Genomic DNA, 25,536 nt, shown 5'->3' on the forward strand with positions numbered 1-25,536 from the left:
AACTAAAATCATGAAACAAGAACTGATTCAAGAACTCGAAACTACACCCGACTTTGTAATTGAGGAAGTTTATCACTTCTTGATTTTCCTGAAAACCAGACTCAAAACCAGAAACACAACGGATTTAACCCTACCCAAACTTGATAATTCTATCCTAAATATGATCGATGAAATTATATCAGAAGTCCCTCCCGAAGAATGGGAAAAACTTCCTAAAGATTTTGCCAAAAATATTGATTATTATTTGTATGGTGTGCGCTAGGCTTTATTTTATCCCTCACAGACCTGGAAAATTTACAGGATCAATATTTAATCTATATTTTAAGGAAAATAAAATGGACTCACCGACTCAACGAAACATGATCATAACTTACACTAAAGTTAATCAAAAACAACAAAAAAACGACTTCACCTATTGGCAAAAACAACCCTATTTAGAACGCCTTGCAGCCCTAGAACAAATTCGTCAAGACTATCATCAATGGAAATATCATGCTGAACCAAGACTTCAAAGAATTTATAGAATTATTAAACAAAAATAATGTGCGATATCTAGTAATTGGAGGTTATGCCGTTGCTATTCATGGTCATCCTCGTTATACTAAAGACATTGATATCTGGATTGAAATGAAACCAGATAATGCAGAAAATTTGGTAAAAGCTTTAGATGAATTTGGGTTTGGTACATTAAACTTAAAACCAGAAGACTTTCTTGAAGCCGATCAAATTATCCAATTAGGCTACCCACCAAGCCGGATTGATTTATTAACAACTCCCGATGGTGTTGATTTCCAAACCTGCTATCAAACACGCATTGAAATTACAGTTAATGATGTAATTGTAAAATTCATAGATTTGGAAAATCTCAGAAAAAACAAACTCGCATCAGGAAGAAATCAAGACCTTGCAGATCTCGAAAATTTACAAGATTAATGAAACAGCAATATTTAACTTCCCCCCAAAAACACAAAGACGCAAAGATTTTCAAGTTCCTTGACTTAGCCAAGCGATCGCACTCCTGATCCATTCGTCAGAATTTGTTTGTTTAACTAAGCTAGAATCTTGACTGATGGCTTGTAACGCTTGCATGACTTCAGCACCTGTGTAACCGAGGGCGAGTAAGGTCATTTCGACTTCTTCCTGAATGTGGGGGGCTATTCCAGAGGGAGAGGAAAGGAGTCCCGCTTGATTTCGCCATTCCGAGAGTTTGGTTTTGAGTTCCAGGGCGATGCGTTCTGCGGTTTTGTTTCCGACGCCTGGGGTTTTAGCTAAAACACGAGTATTACCCCCGACGATGGCTTGAATGAGATCTTGAAGTCCCAGAGTATCCAGAAGGGCGATGGCCAGTTGAGTCCCAATACCACTAACGCTAATTAATTGGCGAAATAAATCCCGTTCAGCCATACTAGAAAAACCATACAAAACCATTTGATCTTCTCGAACTTGTAGGTGAGTGAAGATTTGTGTGGTCTCGCCCAAGGGGGGTAATTCCATTCTCATGCGAGGTAAAATTTGCAGTTCGTATCCGACGTTATTAACATTCAGTAATAACGTAACTCGATTTGCATTTCCTTTCTGAATATCTGCGATGATCCCTGTGAGAGAGCCAATCATATAAAATAATAAAATAATGCCGATGAACTAAACATTTTTAGCTGAAAATTCAGTTAAAATTAGAGGCAGATTCAAGATCTGGATGTTGATTGGGTTCAAGCTTGACTCCGTAATAGGAATTAGAAGTTGAGCCGTTGTCCAAATCAAGTATTCTCTATTCTAAGGGCATTGACCCGATGAATTCAGTGTAAGGGTGTATTATACATTATTCTCACTCATTATGCTGTTTTCAGATGTCAAAAAGATTACTGAAAAGATGGGTAAATCAAATTGCTAGAGCCGTTCCTCTGCGATCAATTCTTGTTGTTCCTTTTGTTCTACAAACTTTTATTGCAGTGGGTTTAACAGGATGGTTATCCCTGCGAAATGGTCAAGAAGCTGTTAATGAAGTCGCAACCCAACTTCGCCAGGAAATTAGTAATAAAATAGAACAACATCTTGATTATTATCTGAAATTTCCTGTTTTTATTAATAAAATTGATTCTGAAGCCATTTATCACCGTCATTTTAATATTAATGATTTGGCTTCCATTGAAGAGCATTTATTGAATATAATTCAATTATTTCCTAACGTTAATTCAATTTTATTCGCTTCCGAGGAAAAAGTATTTATAGAAGCTCGAAAGCTATCGGATAATCAAATTGTTCTCTTTAGTTCAAGCTCAGATACTAATTTTTCTTTATTTTACTATAACTTGGATTCCAAGTGGAATAAAATAAAGAGTTATAAAATGATAGATAATCTTGATCCGCGTCAAGAATTATGGTACAAAAATATTATTAATGGAAAAGGTAAAACAGTTTGGAGTAAAGTTTCTGAAGATTTAGAGTTTGAGGATGAATTAGCAATCATACAAGGAATTGCCCTTTATGATGAAAACCAAAATCTACTAGGGATCACAGGCGTTAAAATTTCTTTAAATCATATTAATCAGTTTTTACAAAATTTAAGAATTGGTCAATCAGGACAGACTTTTATTTTAGATCAAAGTGGGAAATTAATTGCAAGTTCTAGTCCTGAAATAAAAGCTTCATTTCAGTCTAAAAATTCTGTAAGTTATCAACAGAATTTAATTCAATCAACGATGCAATTCTTATTTAATAACTTTAGGGATTTCAAACAAATTAAAACCACTCAAAATCTGTGTTTTAAATTAAATGGAGAGCAACAATTTGTTCAGGTTGTCCCTTTTAATGATTCCTCTGGATTGCAATGGTTAATCGTTGTGGTTATTCCTGAATCAGATTTTATGGATAAAATCTATGAAAATACTCGAATTACTATTTTACTCTGTATTACAGCTTTATTTGTTGCCATTTTATTGGGTTCAATTACGTCTCGTTGGGTGACCCAATCAATTCAATCTATGAGTCAAGCCGCTTCAGCAATTTCTCAAGGAGACTGGAATAAAATTGTTATCGGAAGAACCAAGGAATTATTTGATTTAGCTCAACTTTTCAATAAAATGGCAAAGCAATTACAGCTTTCTTTTACTGCGTTAAAACAAAGAGAAGCGAATCTAACTGAAGCTCAAAAATTAGCTCATATTGGAAGTTGGGAATGGGATTTAAGAACCCACAATTTTACTTGTTCTGATGAGTTATTAAGGATTTTAGGACAAGAAGATAATGATTTAACATTTCATCACTATTATCAACTCATTCATCTTGATGATCAATACACCTATCAAGAGATGATTCATCAAGCCATTGAAGAAGGATATAGTTTTGAATTAGATTATCGGATGATTAGGATAGATGGGTCTATTCGATATGTCTATGGAAAAGGTCAACCAACCGTTAATTCCCAAGGAAAAACAATTCGATTGTTGGGAACGGTTATGGATATTAGTGAACGAAAATTAGCAGAAAAAGCACTCAAAAATTCGGAAGCGGAATTAAAACAAAAAACCCAGCAACTTGAACAAACCTTAGAAGAACTTCAAAAAACCCAAGCGCATTTGATTCAAAGTGAAAAAATGTCAAGTTTAGGTCAGTTAGTGGCTGGAATTGCCCATGAAATTAATAATCCGGTGAGTTTTATTTATGGTAATATTATTTTTGCCAAAGAATATGCCGAAAATTTAATTGAATTGATTGAAATTTATAAACACAGTTATCAACCCAACTCAGAAGTGATTGAAAAAACTGAAGCCATCGATTTAGAGTATTTATTACAGGATTTTCCTAAATTAATTGATTCTATGAAAATGGGTGCAGATCGAATTCAGTGTATTGTTAAATCCTTAAGAAATTTTTCTCGTTTAGATGAATCACCGATTAAAAATATTGATATTCATGAAGGTTTAGAAAACACGTTATTGATTTTGCAAAGTCGCCTAAAAAATTCTGTTGAGAAAGCTTCCATTGAAATTATTAAAGATTATGGTAATCTTCCCAAAGTGGAATGTTATGCTGGGTTATTAAATCAAGTTTTTATGAATATTTTAGTCAATGCCATTGATGCAACGGAAGAATATAATAGCCACCGTTCAGAATTAGAACTTCAGAAACACCCCTCATGGATTAAAATTAAAACTGAATTTATTCAAAGTCAGCCTTTAGCTTCTTCAGGATTATATTCTCGATTTAACCGCTTTCAAATCGTGGCTCAGGATAGTATTAGAATTAGAATTCAAGATAATGGCCCCGGAATTTCTGAATCCACTCAAAAACGGCTTTTTGATCCCTTCTTTACAACAAAACCGTTAGGAAAAGGAACGGGATTAGGATTATCAATTAGTTATCAAATTATTACGGAAAAACATCGAGGTCAATTACAATGTTTATCGGAAACAGGAGTGGGAACCGAATTTATTATTACAATTCCTGTGTCTCAAAGTCACGCTTAATAGCATCAAATGGAGAGCAGTTTTCTATTCCTCTTAATAGAACCCGATAGAACCTTAATCCGCTATGATGGTTAAACCAGGATTAACGGGTTTCTGCGTTAGTCCTGTAAATATTGTATCAGGACACTCGAAAAATGGGGTTCCGACGGAATCGTTTTTTAGGTTGGCTTCCTCAACTTAATCCTCAAATTTTTATTTTAGCAATCGGTCGATTACTATCCCAAACAGGGACAGGATTTACCTTGTTTTATGCTCCAATTTTCTTTGTCAATCAAGTAGGATTATCCTCTACAGCCGTTGGATTAAGTTTAGGTTTAGCTCAAATTTCAGGAATTTTGGGTCGATTTTTAGCGGGTTCGTTATGTGATTCTCCCCGTTGGGGTCGTCGGTTTACCTTGTTAATTTCAGCCGTTATTTCAGCGATTTCTTCTTTTATTTTAGCCGTCGCGAATGATTTTACCGGAGTCGTTTTAGGGAATTTATTGCTGGGTTTAGGAATTGGACTATATTGGCCAGCGACAGAAGCAGTTGTTGCTGATTTAACAACAGGAAAACAGCGCAATGAAGCTTATGCGTTGACGAGATTAGGGGATAATGTCGGTTTACAATTGGGAATCATTTTAGGGGGATTAATTATTAGTACGTCTGGTAACTATCGAGCGTTATTTATCATTGATGGAATTTCTTTTATTGTGTTTTTTGGAGTAATTTTTGCAGCGATTCAAGAAACAAATACCACTTTAAATCAATCTCAGACTGAGCAAAAAGGATGGGGGGCAAACTGGTGGGTTGCGTTACGCGATCGCACCTTGTTAATTTATGTTATTGTTAATATTATGTTTACTATTTATATTTCTCAAATAAATAGTACCCTTCCCCTTTATTTTAATAAATTTGTACAAGGAGGACTTTCTGCGGGGGTAATCAGTTGGTTATTTATTGGCTATACTGCCATTTCTGTTATCTTTTTATTACCGATTTCTCGATGGTTAAATCGGTTTAGCCATTCTCAAGCATTGAGCATTTCTGCTCTTTTGTGGGGAGTCGGATATATTGTGATTGCTTGGACGGGAATGGTAGAAAACCAGGCGTTAATTTTAGCCAGTTTAGGCTTAGGAATTTTAGCCATTGCGGTTGTTTGTTATACTCCTGCTTCTGCGTCGTTAGTCGCTGATTTAGCACCTGATTCTTTACGCGGAATTTACCTAGCCATTAATGCTCAATGTTGGGGAATCGGGTATTTAATTGGGCCACCTTTAGGCGGTTGGGCACTGGATCAAAGCCCTGAAATCGTGTATAATTTTTGGGTAAGTCTGGCGTTTAGTATTATTATTGCCCTATTCATTTTGAAAATTCTTGATCGTAAAATTAAACTTCAAAAGCAGGTTAATCTAAAGCCAGATTCATAAAAATTTTGAGGATATAAATTCATGGGAAAACAATCTAAACTCAAACAAAAACGGCAAGATTTAAAAAATAATCCTCCTGAAGTATTATCTGCTAAGGAGGATCTTGATCCGACTCATTTTGTCGAAACAATGGAAAAACAAGGTTATCAGTTAAAAACTTTCAATTCCTGTCCTAATCTTCCTGAAAAACAGGATGGAAAGCCTCAACTTTAATCTAAGATGAGCTTAACCGAGTCCTATACTTCAGTTTTGAAGGGACAGATAGAATATAGGGGTTGAAGATAGCCAAAACCCATCCTAATTGATGAGAATTAGGGGGAAACATCAAAATCAAAAGCGATCAAATCATCTAAATAATTTAAGACCATTGCTTTAACTTTCTCATGTTCAGGATGGGGTAAATAAGCATCTCGATGGTCGGCTGTTTCAAAGGTCATAATAAATCCATGAGTGAAGCCTTGATTTAATCCTTCAGGACTAGAATAGGGGCCACCATTAAACCCAATTATCCCCGGAATTAAATGTTTAAGTTCAGCTAAATGAGTAAATATCTGATCAATTTGGTCGGGAGTAACTTCGGGTTTAAACTTGAGCAAAACGAGGTGTTGAATCATAATTAAATGTCCTTTAATTTGCCTATAGATTGTCCAGCTAACCATCCGGTTGTCCAAGCACTTTGAAAGTTAAATCCTCCGGTAATTCCATCAATATCTAACACTTCTCCAGCTAAATATAACCCTGGACAACAACGACTTTCCATCGTTTTAAAGTCAACTTCTTTTAAGTTTACACCGCCACAGGTAACAAATTCTTCTTTAAACACACCTTTTCCTATAATATTATAACTGCCTTGGGTTAACTCTTGAATCAGTTGATTGAGAGATTTATTAGAAATTTCAGACCAACGTTTCTCTTCATCAATACCAATATAATTAACTAATTGTTTCCACAACCGACGGGGTAAATCAAAGGGACAATTAGCAGCAATTAATCGTTTAGGAAATTCAGATTTTAGGGCTAATAAGTGTTCTTTTAACTGTTCGGGATGTTCCTGGGGTAGCCAATTAATCTGTAGCGGGGATTTATAACCACAATCATATAAAACCCTTGCCCCCCAAGCCGATAATTTTAAGATTGCTGGCCCACTTAATCCCCAGTGGGTAATTAATAACGGCCCCGTTTGTTCTAGTTTCGCTTGAGGTAATCTAACCCGCACTGAACTAACTGAAACTCCAGCTAAATCTTGCAGCCTTTGATCTTTAATATTAAAGGTAAATAAAGAAGGAACGGGAGGAATAATTGTATGCCCTAAAGCTTTAGCAAAGCGATAACCAGAGGGATTATTTCCTGTTGCCAATAAGATGCGATCACTTTCTAAAATTTCTCCTGTTTTTAGTTGAATTTTAAAGGGATAAGTGTTAGACTGATCATAAGAAATAGCAGCAACAGGAACTTGAGTTTTAATCCTAACGCCTGCCTGTTCAGCAACCCGCATTAAACAGTTAACAATCGTCGCAGAATCATCCGTTGTCGGGAACATTCGTCCATCAAATTCTGTTTTTAATTGCACCCCATGATCAGTAAACCATTCAACAGTATTTTTAGCTTGAAATCGACTAAAAGCCCCCCGTAATGCTTTACTTCCTCTGGGGTAATTCTGAACAAATTGAGTCGGTTCAAAACAAGCATGGGTGACATTACAGCGCCCCCCTCCAGAAATTCTAACTTTGGCAAGGGGTTGCTGTCCGGCTTCTAGCAAAATGACTTGAGTATGGGGGTGGTGAGTTGCACAAGTAATGGCACCAAAAAAACCAGCCGCACCGCCACCAATTACAATCACTTTTACCGGATGTAAACTAGACAAATTAATCCTCTATTCTTCTATTACTTCAAAATCTTTTTTTTCAGCTTGGCAAAGCGGACAAATCCAATCTTCGGGGATCTCTTCAAAGGGTGTATCTGGATCAATACCGCCATCTGGATCACCGTATCCGGGATCGTAGGTATAGCCACAGACTGTACAAACGTACTTTTTCATGGTTAAATTTGTCAATAAATTGCTGATCAATATCGTACATTTTTTGTAACCCTATTCGAGTTTATTTATGCAAAGTTTTGTAAACTTTAATTACCATGAAACATCCTTTCCATTTTAAACTACAATTGGCTCCCTTTTTTCCCTATTTACATCCGCTTTTAACCCCAACTTTTCCCCGTTGTTTATGGACGGGGGATTTATCTCAACCTGAAATTTGTTTAACCTTTGATGATGGCCCCCATCCAGACTATACTTTAGCATTATTAAAAGTTTTAGATTCCTATCAGATTCCAGCCAGCTTTTTTTGGTTAGGACAATCGGTAGAACGCTATCCTGAAATTGCCCAAGCCGTCTATCAGCGAGGTCATTGGATTGGATTACATGGTTATCAACATCAATCCTTCCCTTTTTTAACAGAAATAGAATTAAAAAATAGCTTAGAAAAAACCCAAGATGCTATTTTAAAAGCCTGTGGTCTGGAGCCTAAATTTGTCTTAGATGTCCGTCCTCCCAACGGATTATTTTTACCGCAAACGTTAACGTTATTAACAAGCTGGGGATATCGTCCCGTGATGTGGAGTGTTGTACCGGAAGATTGGGTGCATCCTGGGGTTGATGTGGTGACTCATCGCGTGATCAAACAAACCCGAAATGGTTCAATTATTGTCCTCCATGATGGGGATCATGGGGGAAAAGATGTCGCAAAAACGGCTGAAAAAATTATTCCTAAATTGTTAGAACAAAACTATAGATTTGTAACAATTCCTAAATTTTGGCAGTCCGCAAAACCAGTGATATGATCAGCAATGTTAGTGTTTTAATTTCAGTTCACCCAATGACATCATGGTGCTAAAACCTGAAACCGATCCCACCACAGGTCAACTTCGCTTAGTCGGAGATAATACCCCCGAAGATGTGAGATTCTTCCCTGGAGAATTAGCAGTATTTCCATTAGGTGCTTTTTTATTAGGAGGAGATGATACGGTTCGAGGGTCATCTGATCCTGAACGAATTTATGGCAATTTAGATAATGATATCCTGTTTGGGGAAGGGGGAAATGATACCCTTTTTGGGGGGCAAGGAAACGATAAAATTTTAGGAAATCTTGGCAATGATCTCCTATTTGGAGAAGATGGAAATGATCAATTTGTTGGGTTTGTAAATCCAGATAACCCTTCTCAATTAGCAGGTGTTGAAGGAGATGATACCATTTATGCGGGGTCAGGGAATGATCAAATTCGAGAGAATGAAGGCAAGGATTTAATATTCGGAGGTCAAGGCGATGATGAATTAAGATCGGGGATAGAAAATGATATTGTTGAAGGCAATGACGGTAATGATTTTATCGGCCCAGGAGATGGGGATGATACCGTTTCTGGAGGGAATGGAAATGATCAGGTTCGAGGGGATGCGGGAAATGATTTAGTCAAAGGAAATACCGGAGATGATCAGCTATCGGGGGGAACAGAAAATGATACTTTATTTGGGGGTCAAGGGAATGATCAATTGACCGGAGATGGGGGAGATGATCGTTTATCAGGAGATGAAGGAATTGATACTTTAATGGGTGGAGATGGCAAAGATATTTTTGTTATAGATAGTAGTCAATTAGGCAGTAACCCGGAATCATCGGAAATAATTGTAGATTATAAACCCGGAGAAGATATTATTTTTTTAACGGGGGATTTGGGATTTGAAAATTTAACCCCTAAACCCGACCCTAGAACTGAAAATAGCACTATTTTAGAAGCTAAATCGGGAGGAATTGTTGCTGTATTACAAGGGATTAAACCCGATCAAATTAATCGATCTAACTTTATTATTCCTGGAGTTGTAGAATTTAGTTCAGATGAATTTGCGGTTAATGAAAATGGGACAGCGATCAATCCCGTTACTGTTGTTAGAAATAGCGGAAATGATGGGGAAATTAGCGTCACCGTTGTTCCGGTTCGTACCCCCTTAACGCCCCCTGATAATCAAATTAATACAAATCCTGTTGTTGTGAAGTTTGGGAATGGAGATAATACTCCTAAAATTGTTACTATTCCCATTGTTAATAATAATGTTCCTAATTATGCAGCCAATGTTCGTTTAACATTAGAAAATCCCACAAATTTTGCTCAACTCGGAACCCCCAATCAAGCTCTTTTAAACATTATTGATGATGAAATTCCCCCTGCTTCTGTAGGAACTTTAATCAATCCAATTCCTGAAACCTCTGCTGAATTTGGTTTTGCTTTATCCAGAGTTAGTAATAATTTTGCGGTAGTCGGTGCACCGGGTCAAACTAACAATCAAGGAATTGCTTATTTATTTGATCTGACTACTCAACAACCCACATTAACCTTTCGTAACCCTTCCCCCAGCGCTGGGAATTCATTTTTTGGTGAATCCGTTACTACAATTTTAGGTGATAATGTTATTATTGGTGCGCCTCAAGATAATAGTTTAGCACCCAATTCAGGGGCAGTTTATGCCTTTAGTACCACCACAGGAACGCCCTATTTAGTCCTCAATAATCCTACCCCAGATGTCTTTGATTTATTTGGCTATTCCGTTGCTATTATCGGTAATAATATTATAGTCGGTGCGCCCAATGATTCCACATTAGTCCCCGGAGGAGGGACAGTTTATTTATTGGATGGAAATACAGGTCAATTATTACAAACTTTTTTCAATCCCAACCCTCAACCGAATGACTTTTTTGGAGCTTCTGTTGCTGCGGTGGGTGGAGATAGAATATTAATTGGTGCACCTGCTAGTTTAACACCAGGAGGAGGTCAGCAACCCGGTGAAGCTTATATTTTTGATAGTGTTACCGGACAACTTTTACAAACCTTTAGAAATCCTAATCCAGGGTTAGATAATTTTGGTTATTCCGTCGCTTGGTCGGGAATTGGTCGAGATATTTTAATCGGTGCGCCTGGAGATGATTCAGGAGGAATCAATACCGGAACAGCGTTTTTATTGGATGGTATTACCGGAGCGATTTTACAAACCTATAAAGCTCCTAAAATCGAGGATAATAATCAATTTGGTCAAGCCTTATCCTTAATCGGAAATGATGTTTTAATCGGTTCCCCAGGTTATGGATTAGCGAATTTAGGAGGAACATTCCGCTATGAATTAAGAACCGGAAATTTACTTCAAACTTATTTAAGTCCCGTTACGGATAATTCCGATACAGACTTGAATTTTGGAGCATCTGTCACCAGTGTTGGTAATCTTATATTGGTAGGTGTTCCGGGTTTGGATACAACCTTGGCGAGTGTCGGTGCTGTTTATCAATTTGTTTAAATTAGGAGTAATATGAACAGAAAATTTTACCTTCCCCAGCTTAAATTATTTATTGTTGTTCTTTTAGGAGTCATCTTAACTCATAAATCTTTACCCTTAGTTTATCCTGTTTTAGCCCAAAATCCTAAAACCTTTGAGGATATAAAAGGTCATTGGGCGCAAAACTGTATTGAAGAATTAGCTCAAAAAAATATTGTTAAAGGCTATTATGAAGATGATACTTTTCGTCCCGATGAACCCGTAAATCGAGCCGAATTTGCAGCGATTATCAGTCAAGCTTTTCCTAAAATTCCTAAAATTGAAAAAGCTATCGATTTTGTGGATGTTCCTACGGATTATTGGGCTTATAAAGCCATCCAAGATGTTAATCAAAGAGGGTTTATGTCAGGATATTTAGGAAGTGTTTTTAATCCTTTATTAAATATCCCTAGAGTGCAAGCCTTAGTTGCTTTAGTCAATGGTTTAGATTATAAACCGAGTCAAGTTTCCTCTCAACAATTAACCAAAATATTTGAGGATGGGTCAGATATTCCTGAATATGCAAAAAAAGCGATCGCAACAGCAACAGAAAATTGGTTAGTCGTTAATTATCCCAATGTTCGACGATTAAACCCCAATAAACCTGCGACTCGTGCTGAAGTTGCGACTTTCGTTTGTCAAGCCATTTCCGCAGATCAAAAACAAGCTTTAGTTCCCACTCAATATATTGCTAGAGTAGCAATTTCTGAACCTTCCCAAGCCCAGTCAGAACCCAAACCCAAACCATCAACCCCTGCGGTTACAATGCAACCCCAAACAACCCCTCCCATTGAATCCAGACCGGAATCCTATCCCGAAATTAAGGATTTAAAGGTACAAAAAACTGCAAAATTAGGGGATATTAAAGCTGAATTATTAGCAGATTCCGATACTACAATTCAGTTAATGCAAATTAAAATTACTAGAAAAGGAGATTTAGTCTCTGAAGATGTTGTGACAATGGCAACTTTAGCAGCACCAGGGGTTAAAACCGTTAAAACCGGGAGAGTCCTTGATTTTAAAGTGTTAGATTTAGATAACGATAAAGAACCTGAAATTTTAGTAGATTTATTAATTGATGAGGATAACAATCGTAAAAGTTACTCTTCGGTTATTTATCGATATAGCCCCATAAAAAAAGAATATAGAGATGTGCAACAAAAATGGGGTTTAACGTCCTATCGACTGAATACAGAGAACCTAGAAACCCCGATTTTGATTCATTATGATCAACGATTTAGCCAACAATTTCAAGCTTATACTCCAGAACTACTCCCGTTACAGATTTTTCGATATCAGTTTGGAGAATTTCAAGATGTAACTCAACAATATAAGGAGTTTATCAAAGAACATAATGCTATTTTATTGCAAGAAATCAATAAACGTCGTCGTCTGAAACAAGATTTAAAAGCAGTGGTAGCCGCTTATTTAGCCCAACAGTATTTATTAGGCGACGTCAATGCAGGTTGGAAAACGATTGAAGAACTGTATCAAAACCCTGACAGAAATCAATTTTTTCCTCAACTTCGCCAATGGTTGAAAAAGACAGGATACACTGAAGGATCTTCATGAAACATTTTATGATAGCTTAAGACTTGCTATATATCATTCATTTTCAAACCATGATTAATGCCAAACTAAAACCAGACTGGGCAGGAGAAGATTTTCTGTCTCAAATTGTTAACATTTTAATTCAAACTAAACCGCTTTATAACTTAATGAAGCTTCAAGCGAGACAAGTGTTAATTAAAACGGCAGAAAAAAATGGAGTTCAGTGGCGAAAAACTTGCCAAGAATTAGACAAAGCAGGCGCGAAGGAACTGTTAGAAAGTGTTACTAATCCTAATATTCAATATCCCGATTATTATCAAGTTCCCTTTCATGCTTATGATGAAGGAAATCTCTGTTGGTTAGCCGCCTTTGAAGCTGAACCTGCAACAAAAGCAATGGGGTTGCGAGTTTGGCCGAAAGAGCAAATTACCTGGGAAACCGCAGAACATCGGTTACGGTCTAGCTTCCATGAAATCTTAGGACAATATTGTCCTGAAAGCGTGGAGAATGTATTAGATATTGGTTGTTCTGTGGGGATGTCAACTCTCCCATTACATCGCTATTTAGTTCAAAAATATGGTCATCCTATTAGAACAGTAGGGTTAGATTTATCACCCTATATGTTAGCGGTGGCAAAAGTTCGAGATACCCAGGGAGAAATCGCCGAATGGAGACAGGAACTCGCTGAAAATACGAGTTTTCCTGATAATAGTTTTGATGTTGTTACCCTGCAATTTTTGTTACATGAACTTCCCAATAAACCCAGTCGAGATATTTTTCAGGAAGCGTTCAGAATTGTACGTCCAGGGGGTTGTTTAGCTATTGTGGATAATAATCCGAAATCTGAAGTGATTCAAAATTTACCTCCCGCGTTATTTATTCTGATGAAAAGTACCGAACCCTGGAGTGATGAATATTACACTTTTGATGTGGAAAAAACCTTACAAGAGGTTGGGTTTGATTATAAAATAACGGTTCCTAGTGACCCCCGCCATCGCACCATTATTGCGATGAAACCTTAAGTCCGTAGAAACCGGGTTTCTAAAACTATCTTGATTTGATTGAATTAATCTTAAAAAGAAACCCGGTTTCTCTGGGATTATTTGCTACGGTTAATTAGTATTTGCAAAGAAGTTGAAGATTATGAAAACGTTAGCGCAATTGTATGATGAATATTAAGGGGATTTTATTGATTTGATTAATGAGAATACAAAAAGCTTTGTGTCTCAAGTTTTTACCCAAACCTTAGCTACAAAGTTATGGGGATTAAACGGCCACCAAAATCAGATCGCCGTCAATCTTAACATCATAGGTGTTCAGGGGTGCAGTGGCAGGGCCTCGCACCACGTCTCCACCTTGATCAAAACGAGAATTGTGGCAAGGACAAACAAAGCTAGATTGACTGGAATTCCAGTCCACAGTACAGCCTTGATGTGTACAGGTGGGATTAACTGCGATCACATTAGTGGCATTTTGAGGATTAGGAAGCACCAGCAACACAGGGGTAGGGACTCCTGACTTGATCAAGATTTTGCCACTACTTTTTAATTGGGAGACTGTAGCAAGTTGCTTATAGTCAGCCGCATTAGCAGGTTGCTGATCTTTTAGAGAAAAAGTTGCAAGTACCACAGGGAAAGAACTTGCTAGGCATCCAACCCCGACCCAATTTAAAAAAGTTCGTCTATCCATAAAGGTGAAATTTTAGCGATTTTTTAGCTTTCTCAATTATAAAATAATGGTGATGGAAAATCAAGCCGAAACCTTCAGCAAAAAAGGTACATAAAATTAAGCCCAATGGTTAAAAAACGTTGCCAACAAACTCTCAACCCAATATCAAATTTCCCCGTGACTTCCTGTCATTAATGTATCAATTTTTAACCTGATTAGAAACGGGTTTAGGAAAACGAAAAGTGTTATTAAAAGCCCAAGATCATATACGCACGATTACCATTCAAGCGTTACAACAAATTCCCCTAGGTTGTCATATTCTTGATGAGTTTATTGAGGAAAGAGTGATTCCCAAAGGGTTTATCGAAAATAACCCCAATTATCAATTATTATCCCATGCCTATTTTTGGGGTGCATCGTTTGCGATCGCTTCCTATATCATCTCAATGAGACTGTCTATTAAAGATTATATTGAAAATTGTTTAATCTTACCAAGGACTACCAATTAACGTAAAACCTGCCCAATAAAAAGGATGAGATAAATTAACATTTCCACGAGAGGCAATTTCTGGAGGAAGGGGAATTTTAGCGGTTTTTGTTCCAGTTTCATCGATTAAATAACCCTGTTGTAAACGGACTTTTCCTTGTAACATTGCGAGTTGAGATTGTCGCAATGCTTCTGCTTTAATCGGACTCGTTGATAAGGCTTCATAAAAGGTATTCATTAACCCTAATGTCCCCGCATCACTGACATACCATAAACTCGCTAAAGCTGATTTAACCCCGGCTTGAACCGCTAACCCCGCAAAGCCTAATTCTGCTTTTTCATCCCCCACAGCCGTTGTACAAGCACTCAAAACTAATAATTCAACGGGAGGTTGATGTAATTTCAACTTTCTGAGTTCAGTTAAGCGTAATTTTTGATCCCAAAATTGAATATAAGATTGATCAGACCCTCCCGTTTGAAATTCTCCGTGTGTTGCTAAGTGAACAATTGAAAATTGATGTTGATTGCGTTGGGATGTGAGATTATCAATTGTAAATTTATCATTTAAAAAGGAAAGTCCTTGCCAAATATTTTGATGAACAATTAAGTTCAATTCCAGGGGAACCGCCGGGAGAGGTTGTTGATCAGAATTGGGAAAAATAGAAGCTCCCATCGCTAAAACTTTTGAATTTTTAATATTAACATAGCGCGTATCAGTTAAACTTAAACTCGGAATAAGCCCTAAACTATAGCGTTCTACAAGAAACTGTTTACCATTATATAATGCTGCTAATGGTAGAGTTCTTAATCCTGTATCCATTGAAAAAACAAGGGTATTAATTCCTTCGGCTTCTAATTGGCTTTCCAGAGGTTCTATTAACCAATCATATAATTGTTTACCATTTTCTTTATAACGGGTATCCTCTAAATTTTCGGGAGAGCGAATTTGATTAGAAAAAGCTCTTGCGGTTTCTAATACGGTTTGTCTGGAAACAGGGATACTTTTAAAAATCGGTTGTCCTTCAGGTAAAATCAACCTTAATTCTAACTGATCAGATTGAGCCGATACATATACAATAGCAGATTTAGAGTTTGTTAATTTATAAATTTCATTTAAAGTTTTACGAATACTTTGATCTGTAACGGGAGGATTTTTTAAGTTTGAACCTAAATAATTAGAAAATTCAATCCCTCGAAACGTATCAATTTGAGCTAAAGAGGAAATCACAGAGCCTGAACTAATTTGATCCGTGGGAATGGTGGGAGTATTTAAAGGAATAATTGGGTTTTCTGAGATTTCTTGCGGTTTGGATGATGGTTCCGAGGTAGAATTTAAGGAAGAATCCGATGTAGAATTTGTTAAAACTGGGGTTGTACTTCCATCTGTTTGAGGGGTTATAGGTGGAGTTGGGTTCTCTTGATTATTAACTTGTAATTCGGAATTAATTTGATTAACAACCGCTTGTGTTGATCCGGTTGTTCCCGTAGAATTAGAGTTAGTATTAGTCTGAGGTAAAATGGTAACTAAATTACCATCGGTAATCGCTCCAGTGGTTCCATTTAAAGTTGCATTTCCGACGGTAAAGGGAATATTACTACATTCAGAAGTGCTACAATAATTGCCACCTTGTTGAATAACAATAGATCCCCCTTCTTCTCCGCCTACACTGGAAATACTGGCATTCATTTGATTGCGACTATTAAAGGTTCCTGTTACTCTAAATAAGCCATGAGTGGCAATTCCAATATCACCACCTTGGGTTTTTCCTTCCCCCCGAATAGAAATAACATCAATATCTTGGGACGCATTTAAGCCGATATTTCCACTGCTTCCTTCGGGAGAACTCGCATCAATTTTTCCGGTATTAATACGATCGCCTGCAACAACAGTAATAGTCCCCCCCCGCGTAATTCCGACGGTATTTAAGTCTCCTGACTGTACACTCCCCGTGAAACTATTAAGAGTAATATTACTACTCATTCCCGAAGGCGTTGTAGTATTAATATTATCCGTTTTAATACCCCTATATCCTGTTAAACTAATTCCTTGACTTTTTTCTATTCCTTGCAAGGTTTGTAGATTTCCCGTGATAATTTGACCTTGAGAACTGGTGAGATTAATCCCCCGATAGGCAGTAATATTTCCGGTTATAATTGCTCCGGGTGCAAACAATTCGATAGCGACTGCATCACCCTGTAAAGATGAATTATTAATCTCACTATTGACTCTAATGGTTCCATTGCGACTGATTAAATTAATATCTTGACCATTAAGGGAAAGGTTACTATTCCCTGTAATTTTTTCCACAGAATTAACCCGAATTTCTCCGGTTTCAATATTTCCGGCTGCTGATAAATTAATATCTCCAATTCCGGGATTTCCAGAAACTAATTGTAATGCGCCAGTCCGAATATTTCCTTGGGAACTACTGAGTTGAATCGTTCCTCCTTGGGTACTCATATCCCCAATTAAAATATCAGATCCGGCGGATAAAGTCAGAGAAGCGTTATCAATACCAGTGAGACGACCTGTTCCTAAAATAGATTGTGCTTGTAAATTGAGCGGATCAGAAATAGTAGAATTTCCCGCTAAAGTTAGGGTACTGATACTATCTGTACGACCGATTTTAATGGAACTAAATCCGTCGGCAAAAGTTTCTAAATCTCGGCTACTAATATCAAAGCTAGAAGACTGTTCCGACCCCGCTAACGTTATGGCTTGTGTGTTACGACTCGGTTGTAAAAGCAGTGTTCCTAAACCCTGAATAGAATTTAATCCTCCTAATAAATTAATTTCTGTTCCTGTTAATTGAATTGTAGCAGAGGCAGAATTCCCTGTGGATAACTTTTGGGTAGAAATAGTTCCCAATTGACTGGTAATTAAAATGTTCTGGCCGTTGGTGTTCAGGGTTCCCAAGGTAATATTATCTGAGGCAAATAGCTTTAAACTGGCATCATCTAATCCTGTAAGCGTATAAAACTGTTCACGCAATGGCGTTCCACTGGCAATTCCGCCTTGAGGAGATTGGATGACAACGGGATCTTGAAATGAAATATTCCCAGCAATAAAAATTGTACCCTTGCTTTGAGCTCCTCCAATAATAATTTCTGTAAACCCATTTTCTAAACTGTTTAAATCACTAGAAGATAAATTTAATGTGAGTTCTGCATTATTATTTTGACCTGCGATTTCAATATCTTGAGCATTAGTTGCAGGTTGTAACAAAATTTGACCTTTGCCTTGAATTGAGTTTTGACCCCCTGTGAAATTAATTTCATCACTGGTAATTTCGATATTACCAGTCGCATTTTCTAAACCATTAAATGTCCCGGTACGCAGTCCTTGAATTTCCGTCGCTAACTCTGCATTTAAGATAATATTTCCTCCGGTTTCCTGACCTCTAGTATCAATTAAATTCGTGGTCAAAGTCCGAGAAGTATTCACCAAAATATTCCCTCCTGAACCCTGACTAGAAGTAGCATCAATACTATAGGAATCTCCCTCTAAAATAATATCTCCTTGTAAACTGCTGAGGGTAATATCTCCAGCTTGAACTTGACCAGAGGTATTAATATTATTGGTTTGAATTCGGTTTAATGTACTTAAATTAACTGTCCCCCCGCTTCCATTTCTATTAGAAAAAGTGGAAATCTTATCGGTGACAATATCCCGATCACTTTTAATGGTTAAATTTCCACCATTTCCTAGGTTAGAAGTGGATAAATTTTCTGTCCGAATTCCCCCATTATTTGTTGCAGTTAGGTCTAAATTTCCCCCTTGAGTGATTATATCTCCGGTGACTAAATTAACACCTGTAATCGCAATAGCAGCACCGGATGTGCGGAGGGTATCCCCCGAATTCATGGTAAATCCACCACTCCCTGATTGATCTGCATCGGCGGTAAAAGTTAAGCTTCCTGTGGTGGCTGGAAACCTTAATTCATTATCGGCTAGATTCGCAATAGTAATATTATTTTTAGCTTCTATAATCACATTTGCTGTGGTGGCGAAATCTTCTAGGGTTTGATCAGATAGGGTAAGATTAGCATTGCTTTGATCCTTATTCCCAATATTAATTTCTGCTGCATTAATCACTAAATTACCTGGCTTTCCATCGCTTCCTTTGAGGTTGATATTTCCAGCTATATTAAGATTATTTTGACTAAAAATAGTAGCAGACCCTCCTAATCCTTGACTCGTTTGGGAGTTGGAAGATCCTTGGGTACTAATATTTCCCAAAAATCGAGTTAAATCATGGGAACCAATGCTTACTCGTCCCCCATTTCCATTGGTCAAGGCATCCGCTATAATTGTGGATTGATCATTAATGAAGGTACGCGAAGCCGTAGGAAAAAAACCATTTCCTTGATAGTCACTCCCAATTCTAATGGTTCCCCCTCCATTGGCAGCAGAAGCATCAATTTCTGCGTTCGATAATTGAATATCATTGCCAATAATATTGATTTGGGGAAGCGTTGAGGATGATGAATCTAAACTGGTATTTCTGGTATTCAAAAAACCTGAAATTAAAGCCATCCCTCCTTTGGGAGGTAAATTAGCACTCGAAGCAGTGAGTTTTACGGTTCCATCCGGTAAAATATTCACAATAGAAGCTTGATTATTTTCTCCTGTTCCTGTTAATAATTCGGGTAATGAAAGAGGATTAATAACAGATTGTTCGGTCTCAGAAGTGGGGGTAACGGCTGCAATTTCTAAATTGAGTAAATAGCCCTCTTGACTAATTCTAACTAAGTTATTTCCTTCAATCGCTGCAATTGTGATTTGTCCTCCCGGTGCGTTTAGGGTTCCGGTATTAATCACATTTCCTCCAACTAACCTTAAGGTTTGTCCAGAGGAAACGGTGAGTTCTCCCGCATTAATAATATTACCCGGATTGGAGGTGGAAAAAAGAAAGGTATTCGGTTCACCCGAAAGGGCGTTATAATTATTAGAATCTACAGCATTAAAAAACCCTGAATTAAATCCAATTCCTGTAGCAGTTGTAGCAGTAAATGCAGCAGGAACATCTAAACGAGCTCCCGCTCCAAAAATGATTCCGGCTGGATTTAAAATGAAGAGATTAGAATTGCCTCCGGTGACTTGAATTAACCCTTCAATTAATGAAGGTTGTCCTCCTACTACACGGCTGAGAATATTTTGAATTGAAGGATTAGAAACAAAATTGGCTGTTTGACCTTGGGGAACGTTAAATTGAGTAAAACTATGAAATAAATTTCCCCCATCTCCTGAAGCTTGACCTCCGGTAATATCAACACGATTTCCCACCGAATTGGTTAGGGTATTGGTACTATTCGCTTCAGGAATAATAGATTGTGCTAAAACTCTATTTAGGGAAAAAATAACTTTCTGATTCCCCCTGAATATTTCCCAAACTCCATTCATCCCAATCGTCCATAATCCTGTCAACGGAAGGGAGATTAAAACTAACTTGAAAAAACGTCCAGGCTGCATAGGGGTTTATGCCTTTAACGAACAATTACCAACCGGAAATCTACGACTAATATCTCGACAGAAGCTACCCAAATGGATTATTCTGATTAAAACGGCATTAATAATATTATAGATTGAAAAACCAAAGTATGCGTTTAATTGGTCTGACCGGAGGGATAGGAACTGGTAAAACGACTGTATCCAACTATCTTGCTAACACTTACCAACTCCCCATTTGGGATGCGGATTTATATGCTAGGGAAGCAGTGAAACCCGGTTCACCCATTCTCCAGTCAATTATTCAGCGTTATGGGAACGATATTTTACTTTTTGATGGTAACTTAAACCGCCAACGATTAGCCAGTCTGATTTTTTCAGACTCATCAGCAAGAACCTGGGTAGAACAACAGATTCATCCCTTTGTTCGCCATTGTTTTGTTAACAATATTCAACAATTAAACGCGAAAATTCTCCAAAATCCTGATAGGAACACCCCCCAATATGCGGATGGAGTGTTAGTCATTCCGTTATTATTTGAATCCAAAATGACGGATTTAGTGACTGAAATTTGGGTGGTTTATTCTCCTCCCGAACAACAATATTCTCGGTTGATCCAACGAGAAAAAATGATTTCTAATCGAATTTTAACTTTTGAAGAAGCTCAAGCTCGAATTCAAAGTCAAATGTCATTAGAAGAAAAGTGTCAGCAGGCGGACGTAATTTTATATAATTCTTCAACTCCAGAGGAACTTTTTAAACAAGTAGATGCAGCACTCCAAGGTTAATGAAGTAGTCAAAATCAGAAAATAGGGGGTAAAATAAACATCAGTAAGGTTAGGGATAAACAGTGAGTCTCCTCACCTTCCTTCATGCTTCTATCTCTAGGCATAAATAGCTAATGATGTATATTAATCAAATTCATACCAGTGCTTCTCAAATTCGATTGGAAAAATTAATCAAGGAACGTTTAAACCCTGATGCTGATACCGAAAAAATTGATGCTCAGATCTGGGATTTATTTGGAGAAGTTTGGGCAATCATGTTTACGGATTTATGCGGGTTTTCACGAGGGGTTGAAAAATTTGGAATCATTCACTTTTTACAACTCATTTATGAGTCTGAACGATTATTTGTTCCTTGTATTGATGAACATAATGGAATTTTAATCAAATCTGAAGGAGATAGTTTAATGATTATTTTTCGCTGGGTTAATAAAGCCATAGATTGTGCGATCACTATGCAAAAAGCAGCCCAAGCTTATAATCAAGATAAAACCGATGAAGAAAAAATTCTATTATCCATTGGATTAGGCTATGGGAGAATCTTAAAAATTGGCGATGCTGATATTTTCGGGGCTGAAGTTAATGCGGCGAGTAAATTGGGAGAAGATATCGGAAAAGCTTGGGAAATTTTAGCCACCGTAGCCGTTACTGAACAAATCAAAAAACGTTCGGATCTTCAACTCGAACTCCTCTCAACCAGTATCCCTGGTACATCACAAGCCTTTAAAATTATTTATCAATTGTAAATTAACAGGCGGAATTGCTTATCAAAATAGGTCAAATCCGCTCAAATCATGCTTGATTCAATAAGTTTTTTTTCAGTGAATTGAGCTTTTCGGAAAAACCAGATAAGCTAGAATAAAATACTAGAGGGAAAATGCTATGACAACCTCTGTACAATTTATTGATGGATTAGATGAAGAAATTAGTGGGATTAGTTTGCGGAAACTCAAACATTCCCAGACCAAAATCGTTGTCTTGGTATTTGAGCACCTTCAAGCCATAGAACGATTAAGAGCCTATCGCAAGCAAATCACGAATTTGTGGCTTCGGGATGAAGAAGGACAAATTAAAGTCACCCCCAGTGGCGTTAAATTCTTTTTTGCTGAGAATGAGGATCTATCTAAAGTTGAATGTACCTTTGAAGTAGACTCAGAGGAAGTATTTGAACGAGTCATGCGGTTTTTACACCGTTATGCAGATGAAAATGAATTTCAATTTCAGTCTACTTAAAAGAAACTGATTCATTGATATTCAATTCTTAAAAGCTGAGGTTCAAATGCGCGAATTAATCAAAATTCAACAGTTATCTGCTGAATGGATTACTCCTGAACAATTTAAACCCTATGGACAAGTCATTTCAGCCTCGGCTGATGATAAATTATATAACGAGGAGGATGCCCAACTCAATTTAAACAACGGTATCCCTCGTTTTTATATTATGCGGGTTCAACAAAAAGGTTTAAAATTTCATCACATTACTCGCCACAGTCAATGTACTCAATGTTTAGGATCATTAGAAGGAAAAGATTGGTTTATGGCTGTTTGTCCTCCCTCTAAACATGATCAACCCTCCTTAAAGGATTTAGTCGCGTTTCATATTCCAGGCAATTGTTTTATTAAATTAGAAGTCGGAACGTGGCACGCAGGGCCGTATTTTACCCATGAAACAGTTGATTTTTATAACTTAGAATTAATCGATACTAATCTTGTTGATCACTTTACCCACAGTTTTGCTAAAAGTCATTACTTAGAATTTGAAATTGTAGAGAGTAAGTAATAGGCAATAGGCAATGGGTAATAGAAAAGACAGAAAATAAAAGTTTTCTTCCCCATTCCCTATTCGTAATTCGTAATTCGTAATTCGTAATTGCCCATTGCCCATTGCCCCTGTCCTATTTCTCCAATTGTTTCAACGCTTGAAACGTCACGAAGAAAAATCCCAAAGAACCAATAACTGTAATAACTTGAGCAATTAAATTAGCTGTTGCCATTTCATCCATTGTTCATCCTCCCATCAAACTAAACTTAGGATTTCCTATTCTTAAGTTTACCGGATCAAATCAACCTATGGTTTAAGAACTTAGGACAACTTCTTTCTACACAGAACTAAACAAATTGAATCTCGTATTTCATCCCCGTGTTGAGAAATAATACAAACCCTCGTTTTCCTGACCTCAAAAGTGTTACAACAAAGGAAAAATCACCAGGAGAAATCTCACCATGCAATTTCAAACCGCAATGCACGAAGCTTGTTACAACAAAGTTGCCACCTGGATGCGAGAATTATACGGCAAATTCCCGTGCGCTAGGGAAGATGTCCCTGGATTAGCAATGGTCATGGGTTCAGCATTGGTTGAGGTATTTGTGTTTCCTTGGGAAAAAGATGATGCTGTTATTAATGCCCGGTCTTATGTTGTAACCGATGTAGAACTTTCCCCAGATTTACTACATTTTCTGCTTCGAGAAAATAACATTATGAGATTCGGGGCTTTTGGAATTGATGAACACGGAGACATTGTTTTTGAACATACCATTGTTGGCTCAACTTGTGATAAACTGGAGTTAGAAGCTTCTGTGAATGCGGTGTTAGAAATTGCCGATGAATATGATGATAAAATCGTAGAACGTTGGGGAGGAAAAAGAGCATTAGATCGCATAGCAAGTTAAAAGAAACTATCATTTTAGGGGCGGTTTTACTTCTATTTTTTCATTCTTGATTAATTTGATAAATCCGCCCATCGTCATCATATTTTAAAGCGAGAATGGTGCTGAACTTAGCATCATTAAATCATTCATTCCCCTGAGAACCTCTTCGTCGATATTGTCGAACCGAGCCTAAAAAAATTTTAATTAATCCTGAAAACTTCCGTTTAGAATATGAATGATTAATATAACATCAGATTCAATCAACCCCTTAACTTAATATTTAGATTGCACCTTCAACCATGAAAAAATATTTAGCCGGACTGATCTTACCCGTTCTTTATTTCTTATCCCCAACGGTAGCGAATGCTCAAGTTGAAACCACCCTACAACCTAACCAAATTACAATTACAGGAAATCGCCTCGAAAAACAACCCCCACGTCAAATTTTTGTGCAAACAAATAGCCCAATTCAGGATTTACGGGTGCTGGTATTAGATTTGAATCGTCAAGATGGAACTACTGTTTTTCCAGCATCGGGGATTGTTTCTAATAAGCAAAATTGGCAGACAATTAAACCCAACCAAATGTTAATTCCACTTGAATTTAACTTAAGTCAAGCCCCCAGTAGTGGCGAATATAATGGAACCATCCGTTTTAGTTATACCGGAGGAGAATTAACCCTACCGATTACCTTACAAGTTAAGGATTTTTGGTTACTTCCTGTATTGGTATTATTTCTGGGAACTGGATTAGGAATTCTGGTTTCAGTTTATCGTGCTCAAGGAAGACCCCGTGATGAAATTTTAGTGCGGGTTGGACAATTACAAACTCAGATCCAGGAAGATATAGAATTTGGAAAAATAACGGCATTTAAACAATATATTGAAGGGTGTTTAATTGAGATTAAAATGGATTTGCAAACTGAAAAGTGGGAACAAGCGATCGCCACTTTAGAACAAGCTGAAAATGTTTGGAAACGATGGGTAAAAGGACGAAATGATTGGTTACAACAATTCGATTATTGTCAACAACTCAAACATCAGTTAGAAGATAAAAATCCCAATGATTTAGAAGTAAAAGCCATATTGCGGGATTTAGAAGCAACAATTAATGATGTCCCAGAACTTGAAACCCCCGAACAATTCCGAGAACGGTTAGAAAAAATTGCTCAACAGATGAATCAGTCCATTTTGGAGAATCAAAAGCAAGATTTAAAAGCGTTAATTGCCGAAATTCCCTTAGAAAAACGGACTACTATCCTTCCTGAATTTGAACAATTAGAAGCAAAAATTGCCACTGAATCTCTGGCTAATCCCAAACAATTTAAAGCGTTAACAACAGAGTTAAATGATTTAACTGTAAAAGCCCAAGACATCGGAAATGAATCTTCAGCAAGAGGAGTAATTTCTAAAAGTCTGTTTGGGTTTACTGGGGTTATGTCTCCGCCTCCAGTAACGAATCGTTCCATAACTTCAACGCCGGAAACAACCAAAGCGGGAGTGCGATTAAAGTTATTTACTTGGACAAGTTATGCGATCGCCGTTATCTTTTTAGCCGGAACCGGATTCAGTCAATTATACATTGATAATCCCACCTTTGGCGCCAATCCCTGGAAGGATTATTTTGCATTAATGGCTTGGGGTTTCGGTGCAGAAGCCACCCGTGATGCGATTACAAAAGTTGTTCAAAGTTGGAATTTACCGGGGTTGAAGTAATTGA

General features: G+C 37.3%; 23 protein-coding genes. 17 read left to right on the forward strand and 6 right to left on the reverse strand.

Annotated features, from left to right (window positions below; genetic code table 11):
- Positions 1–10: 10 nt before the first annotated feature.
- From PL9214_RS02310 to PL9214_RS02320, 3 genes are all read left to right on the forward strand, one after another.
- Positions 11–262, forward strand: coding sequence for a hypothetical protein (locus PL9214_RS02310; RefSeq protein ID WP_072717224.1), 252 nt, complete (start codon positions 11–13; stop codon positions 260–262).
- A 73-nt stretch (positions 263–335) separates the two neighbouring features.
- The gene (locus PL9214_RS02315; RefSeq protein WP_245824148.1) at positions 336–542 is read left to right on the forward strand and encodes a hypothetical protein; all 207 of its coding nucleotides are present in this window, start codon (positions 336–338) and stop codon (positions 540–542) included.
- A gap of 1 nt (position 543) precedes the next feature.
- Positions 544–933 (forward strand): DUF6036 family nucleotidyltransferase, encoded by a 390-nt coding sequence (locus PL9214_RS02320; RefSeq protein WP_245824149.1) that lies wholly within the window; start codon positions 544–546, stop codon positions 931–933.
- 51 nt (positions 934–984) lie between these two features.
- Here PL9214_RS02320 and ruvA read toward each other — a convergent pair whose 3' ends face one another.
- A complete protein-coding gene (gene ruvA / locus PL9214_RS02325; protein ID WP_072717226.1) occupies positions 985–1,614 on the reverse strand; it encodes a Holliday junction branch migration protein RuvA in 630 nt (209 codons plus the stop codon).
- Positions 1,615–1,847: 233 nt separating this feature from the next.
- Between ruvA and PL9214_RS02330 the strand changes: the two genes are divergently transcribed.
- The 3 genes from PL9214_RS02330 (at position 1,848) to PL9214_RS02340 (ending at position 6,088) form a co-directional block, all read left to right on the forward strand.
- The gene (locus tag PL9214_RS02330) at positions 1,848–4,466 is read left to right on the forward strand and encodes an ATP-binding protein (protein WP_072717227.1); all 2,619 of its coding nucleotides are present in this window, start codon (positions 1,848–1,850) and stop codon (positions 4,464–4,466) included.
- 134 nt (positions 4,467–4,600) lie between these two features.
- Positions 4,601–5,875 carry an MFS transporter gene (locus tag PL9214_RS02335; RefSeq protein ID WP_072717228.1) on the forward strand — a complete coding sequence of 425 codons (1,275 nt, stop codon included), beginning with the start codon at positions 4,601–4,603 and terminating at the stop codon, positions 5,873–5,875.
- 21 nt (positions 5,876–5,896) lie between these two features.
- Complete coding sequence (locus PL9214_RS02340; protein ID WP_072717229.1) at positions 5,897–6,088, forward strand: hypothetical protein; 192 nt, start codon at positions 5,897–5,899, stop codon at positions 6,086–6,088.
- Between the two features lie 98 nt (positions 6,089–6,186).
- On the opposite strand, the gene PL9214_RS02345 is transcribed toward PL9214_RS02340, so the two are convergent.
- The 3 genes from PL9214_RS02345 to rd are packed head-to-tail and all read right to left on the reverse strand — an operon-like array spanning position 6,187 to position 7,913.
- Complete coding sequence (locus PL9214_RS02345) at positions 6,187–6,489, reverse strand: Dabb family protein (protein WP_072717230.1); 303 nt, start codon at positions 6,487–6,489, stop codon at positions 6,187–6,189.
- A gap of 2 nt (positions 6,490–6,491) precedes the next feature.
- Positions 6,492–7,739 carry a BaiN/RdsA family NAD(P)/FAD-dependent oxidoreductase gene (locus PL9214_RS02350; RefSeq protein ID WP_072717231.1) on the reverse strand — a complete coding sequence of 416 codons (1,248 nt, stop codon included), beginning with the start codon at positions 7,737–7,739 and terminating at the stop codon, positions 6,492–6,494.
- 9 nt (positions 7,740–7,748) lie between these two features.
- Positions 7,749–7,913 (reverse strand): rubredoxin, encoded by a 165-nt coding sequence (gene rd, locus PL9214_RS02355; RefSeq protein WP_072717232.1) that lies wholly within the window; start codon positions 7,911–7,913, stop codon positions 7,749–7,751.
- A gap of 95 nt (positions 7,914–8,008) precedes the next feature.
- On the opposite strand from rd, the gene PL9214_RS02360 reads away from it, so the two are divergent.
- From PL9214_RS02360 to PL9214_RS02375, 4 genes are read left to right on the forward strand one after another with little or no spacing between them, the layout of a single operon-like run.
- Positions 8,009–8,713, forward strand: a complete 705-nt coding sequence (locus PL9214_RS02360; protein ID WP_072717233.1) for a polysaccharide deacetylase family protein — start codon at positions 8,009–8,011, stop codon at positions 8,711–8,713.
- 43 nt (positions 8,714–8,756) lie between these two features.
- A complete protein-coding gene (locus PL9214_RS02365) occupies positions 8,757–11,210 on the forward strand; it encodes a Calx-beta domain-containing protein (RefSeq protein ID WP_072717234.1) in 2,454 nt (817 codons plus the stop codon).
- A 12-nt stretch (positions 11,211–11,222) separates the two neighbouring features.
- Entirely contained in the window at positions 11,223–12,800 is a 1,578-nt protein-coding gene (locus PL9214_RS02370) for an S-layer homology domain-containing protein (RefSeq protein WP_072717235.1), read from the forward strand.
- Positions 12,801–12,850: 50 nt separating this feature from the next.
- Positions 12,851–13,801 (forward strand): class I SAM-dependent methyltransferase, encoded by a 951-nt coding sequence (locus PL9214_RS02375; protein ID WP_072717236.1) that lies wholly within the window; start codon positions 12,851–12,853, stop codon positions 13,799–13,801.
- Between the two features lie 244 nt (positions 13,802–14,045).
- Here the strand turns inward: PL9214_RS02375 and PL9214_RS02380 are convergent, their stop codons facing one another.
- The gene (locus PL9214_RS02380; RefSeq protein WP_222425194.1) at positions 14,046–14,408 is read right to left on the reverse strand and encodes a QcrA and Rieske domain-containing protein; all 363 of its coding nucleotides are present in this window, start codon (positions 14,406–14,408) and stop codon (positions 14,046–14,048) included.
- Between the two features lie 281 nt (positions 14,409–14,689).
- On the opposite strand from PL9214_RS02380, the gene PL9214_RS02385 reads away from it, so the two are divergent.
- Positions 14,690–14,956, forward strand: coding sequence for a hypothetical protein (locus tag PL9214_RS02385; RefSeq protein WP_072717238.1), 267 nt, complete (start codon positions 14,690–14,692; stop codon positions 14,954–14,956).
- Here PL9214_RS02385 and PL9214_RS02390 read toward each other — a convergent pair.
- The gene (locus PL9214_RS02390) at positions 14,936–20,407 is read right to left on the reverse strand and encodes a CHAT domain-containing protein (RefSeq protein WP_072717239.1); all 5,472 of its coding nucleotides are present in this window, start codon (positions 20,405–20,407) and stop codon (positions 14,936–14,938) included. The genes PL9214_RS02385 and PL9214_RS02390 overlap by 21 nt on opposite strands.
- A 128-nt stretch (positions 20,408–20,535) precedes the next feature.
- Between PL9214_RS02390 and coaE the strand changes: the two genes are divergently transcribed.
- The 6 genes from coaE to PL9214_RS02420 all read left to right on the forward strand — a co-directional run bounded on the left by coaE (position 20,536) and on the right by PL9214_RS02420 (position 25,532).
- Positions 20,536–21,171 (forward strand): dephospho-CoA kinase, encoded by a 636-nt coding sequence (coaE, locus tag PL9214_RS02395; protein WP_072717240.1) that lies wholly within the window; start codon positions 20,536–20,538, stop codon positions 21,169–21,171.
- Between the two features lie 113 nt (positions 21,172–21,284).
- Entirely contained in the window at positions 21,285–21,914 is a 630-nt protein-coding gene (locus PL9214_RS02400; protein ID WP_072717241.1) for an adenylate/guanylate cyclase domain-containing protein, read from the forward strand.
- Between the two features lie 136 nt (positions 21,915–22,050).
- Complete coding sequence (gene psb28, locus PL9214_RS02405) at positions 22,051–22,401, forward strand: photosystem II reaction center protein Psb28 (protein WP_072717242.1); 351 nt, start codon at positions 22,051–22,053, stop codon at positions 22,399–22,401.
- Positions 22,402–22,447: 46 nt separating this feature from the next.
- Complete coding sequence (locus tag PL9214_RS02410) at positions 22,448–22,948, forward strand: ureidoglycolate lyase (RefSeq protein WP_072717243.1); 501 nt, start codon at positions 22,448–22,450, stop codon at positions 22,946–22,948.
- A gap of 443 nt (positions 22,949–23,391) precedes the next feature.
- Positions 23,392–23,838 (forward strand): T3SS (YopN, CesT) and YbjN peptide-binding chaperone 1, encoded by a 447-nt coding sequence (locus PL9214_RS02415; RefSeq protein WP_072717244.1) that lies wholly within the window; start codon positions 23,392–23,394, stop codon positions 23,836–23,838.
- A 278-nt stretch (positions 23,839–24,116) separates the two neighbouring features.
- Positions 24,117–25,532 (forward strand): AAA family ATPase, encoded by a 1,416-nt coding sequence (locus PL9214_RS02420; RefSeq protein ID WP_072717245.1) that lies wholly within the window; start codon positions 24,117–24,119, stop codon positions 25,530–25,532.
- The last annotated feature ends 4 nt before the right edge of the window (positions 25,533–25,536 follow it).

This window comes from Planktothrix tepida PCC 9214, from assembly GCF_900009145.1.
Taxonomy (GTDB): Bacteria; Cyanobacteriota; Cyanobacteriia; order Cyanobacteriales; family Microcoleaceae; genus Planktothrix; species Planktothrix tepida.

What these genes read in the sequence shown, in the direction of transcription:
- PL9214_RS02315 (WP_245824148.1), top strand. Translation starts at nt 336, where the DNA reads ATGGACTCACCGACTCAACGAAACATGATCATAACTTACACTAAAGTT.
- PL9214_RS02390 (WP_072717239.1), bottom strand. Translation starts at nt 20,407, where the DNA reads ATGCAGCCTGGACGTTTTTTCAAGTTAGTTTTAATCTCCCTTCCGTTG.
- PL9214_RS02360 (WP_072717233.1), top strand. Translation starts at nt 8,009, where the DNA reads ATGAAACATCCTTTCCATTTTAAACTACAATTGGCTCCCTTTTTTCCC.
- PL9214_RS02410 (WP_072717243.1), top strand. Translation starts at nt 22,448, where the DNA reads ATGCGCGAATTAATCAAAATTCAACAGTTATCTGCTGAATGGATTACT.
- PL9214_RS02330 (WP_072717227.1), top strand. Translation starts at nt 1,848, where the DNA reads ATGTCAAAAAGATTACTGAAAAGATGGGTAAATCAAATTGCTAGAGCC.
- PL9214_RS02370 (WP_072717235.1), top strand. Translation starts at nt 11,223, where the DNA reads ATGAACAGAAAATTTTACCTTCCCCAGCTTAAATTATTTATTGTTGTT.
- psb28 (WP_072717242.1), top strand. Translation starts at nt 22,051, where the DNA reads ATGACAACCTCTGTACAATTTATTGATGGATTAGATGAAGAAATTAGT.
- PL9214_RS02335 (WP_072717228.1), top strand. Translation starts at nt 4,601, where the DNA reads ATGGGGTTCCGACGGAATCGTTTTTTAGGTTGGCTTCCTCAACTTAAT.
- PL9214_RS02310 (WP_072717224.1), top strand. Translation starts at nt 11, where the DNA reads ATGAAACAAGAACTGATTCAAGAACTCGAAACTACACCCGACTTTGTA.
- PL9214_RS02400 (WP_072717241.1), top strand. Translation starts at nt 21,285, where the DNA reads ATGATGTATATTAATCAAATTCATACCAGTGCTTCTCAAATTCGATTG.
- rd (WP_072717232.1), bottom strand. Translation starts at nt 7,913, where the DNA reads ATGAAAAAGTACGTTTGTACAGTCTGTGGCTATACCTACGATCCCGGA.
- PL9214_RS02420 (WP_072717245.1), top strand. Translation starts at nt 24,117, where the DNA reads ATGAAAAAATATTTAGCCGGACTGATCTTACCCGTTCTTTATTTCTTA.
- ruvA (WP_072717226.1), bottom strand. Translation starts at nt 1,614, where the DNA reads ATGATTGGCTCTCTCACAGGGATCATCGCAGATATTCAGAAAGGAAAT.
- coaE (WP_072717240.1), top strand. Translation starts at nt 20,536, where the DNA reads ATGCGTTTAATTGGTCTGACCGGAGGGATAGGAACTGGTAAAACGACT.
- PL9214_RS02415 (WP_072717244.1), top strand. Translation starts at nt 23,392, where the DNA reads ATGCAATTTCAAACCGCAATGCACGAAGCTTGTTACAACAAAGTTGCC.
- PL9214_RS02375 (WP_072717236.1), top strand. Translation starts at nt 12,851, where the DNA reads ATGATTAATGCCAAACTAAAACCAGACTGGGCAGGAGAAGATTTTCTG.
- PL9214_RS02340 (WP_072717229.1), top strand. Translation starts at nt 5,897, where the DNA reads ATGGGAAAACAATCTAAACTCAAACAAAAACGGCAAGATTTAAAAAAT.
- PL9214_RS02365 (WP_072717234.1), top strand. Translation starts at nt 8,757, where the DNA reads ATGGTGCTAAAACCTGAAACCGATCCCACCACAGGTCAACTTCGCTTA.
- PL9214_RS02345 (WP_072717230.1), bottom strand. Translation starts at nt 6,489, where the DNA reads ATGATTCAACACCTCGTTTTGCTCAAGTTTAAACCCGAAGTTACTCCC.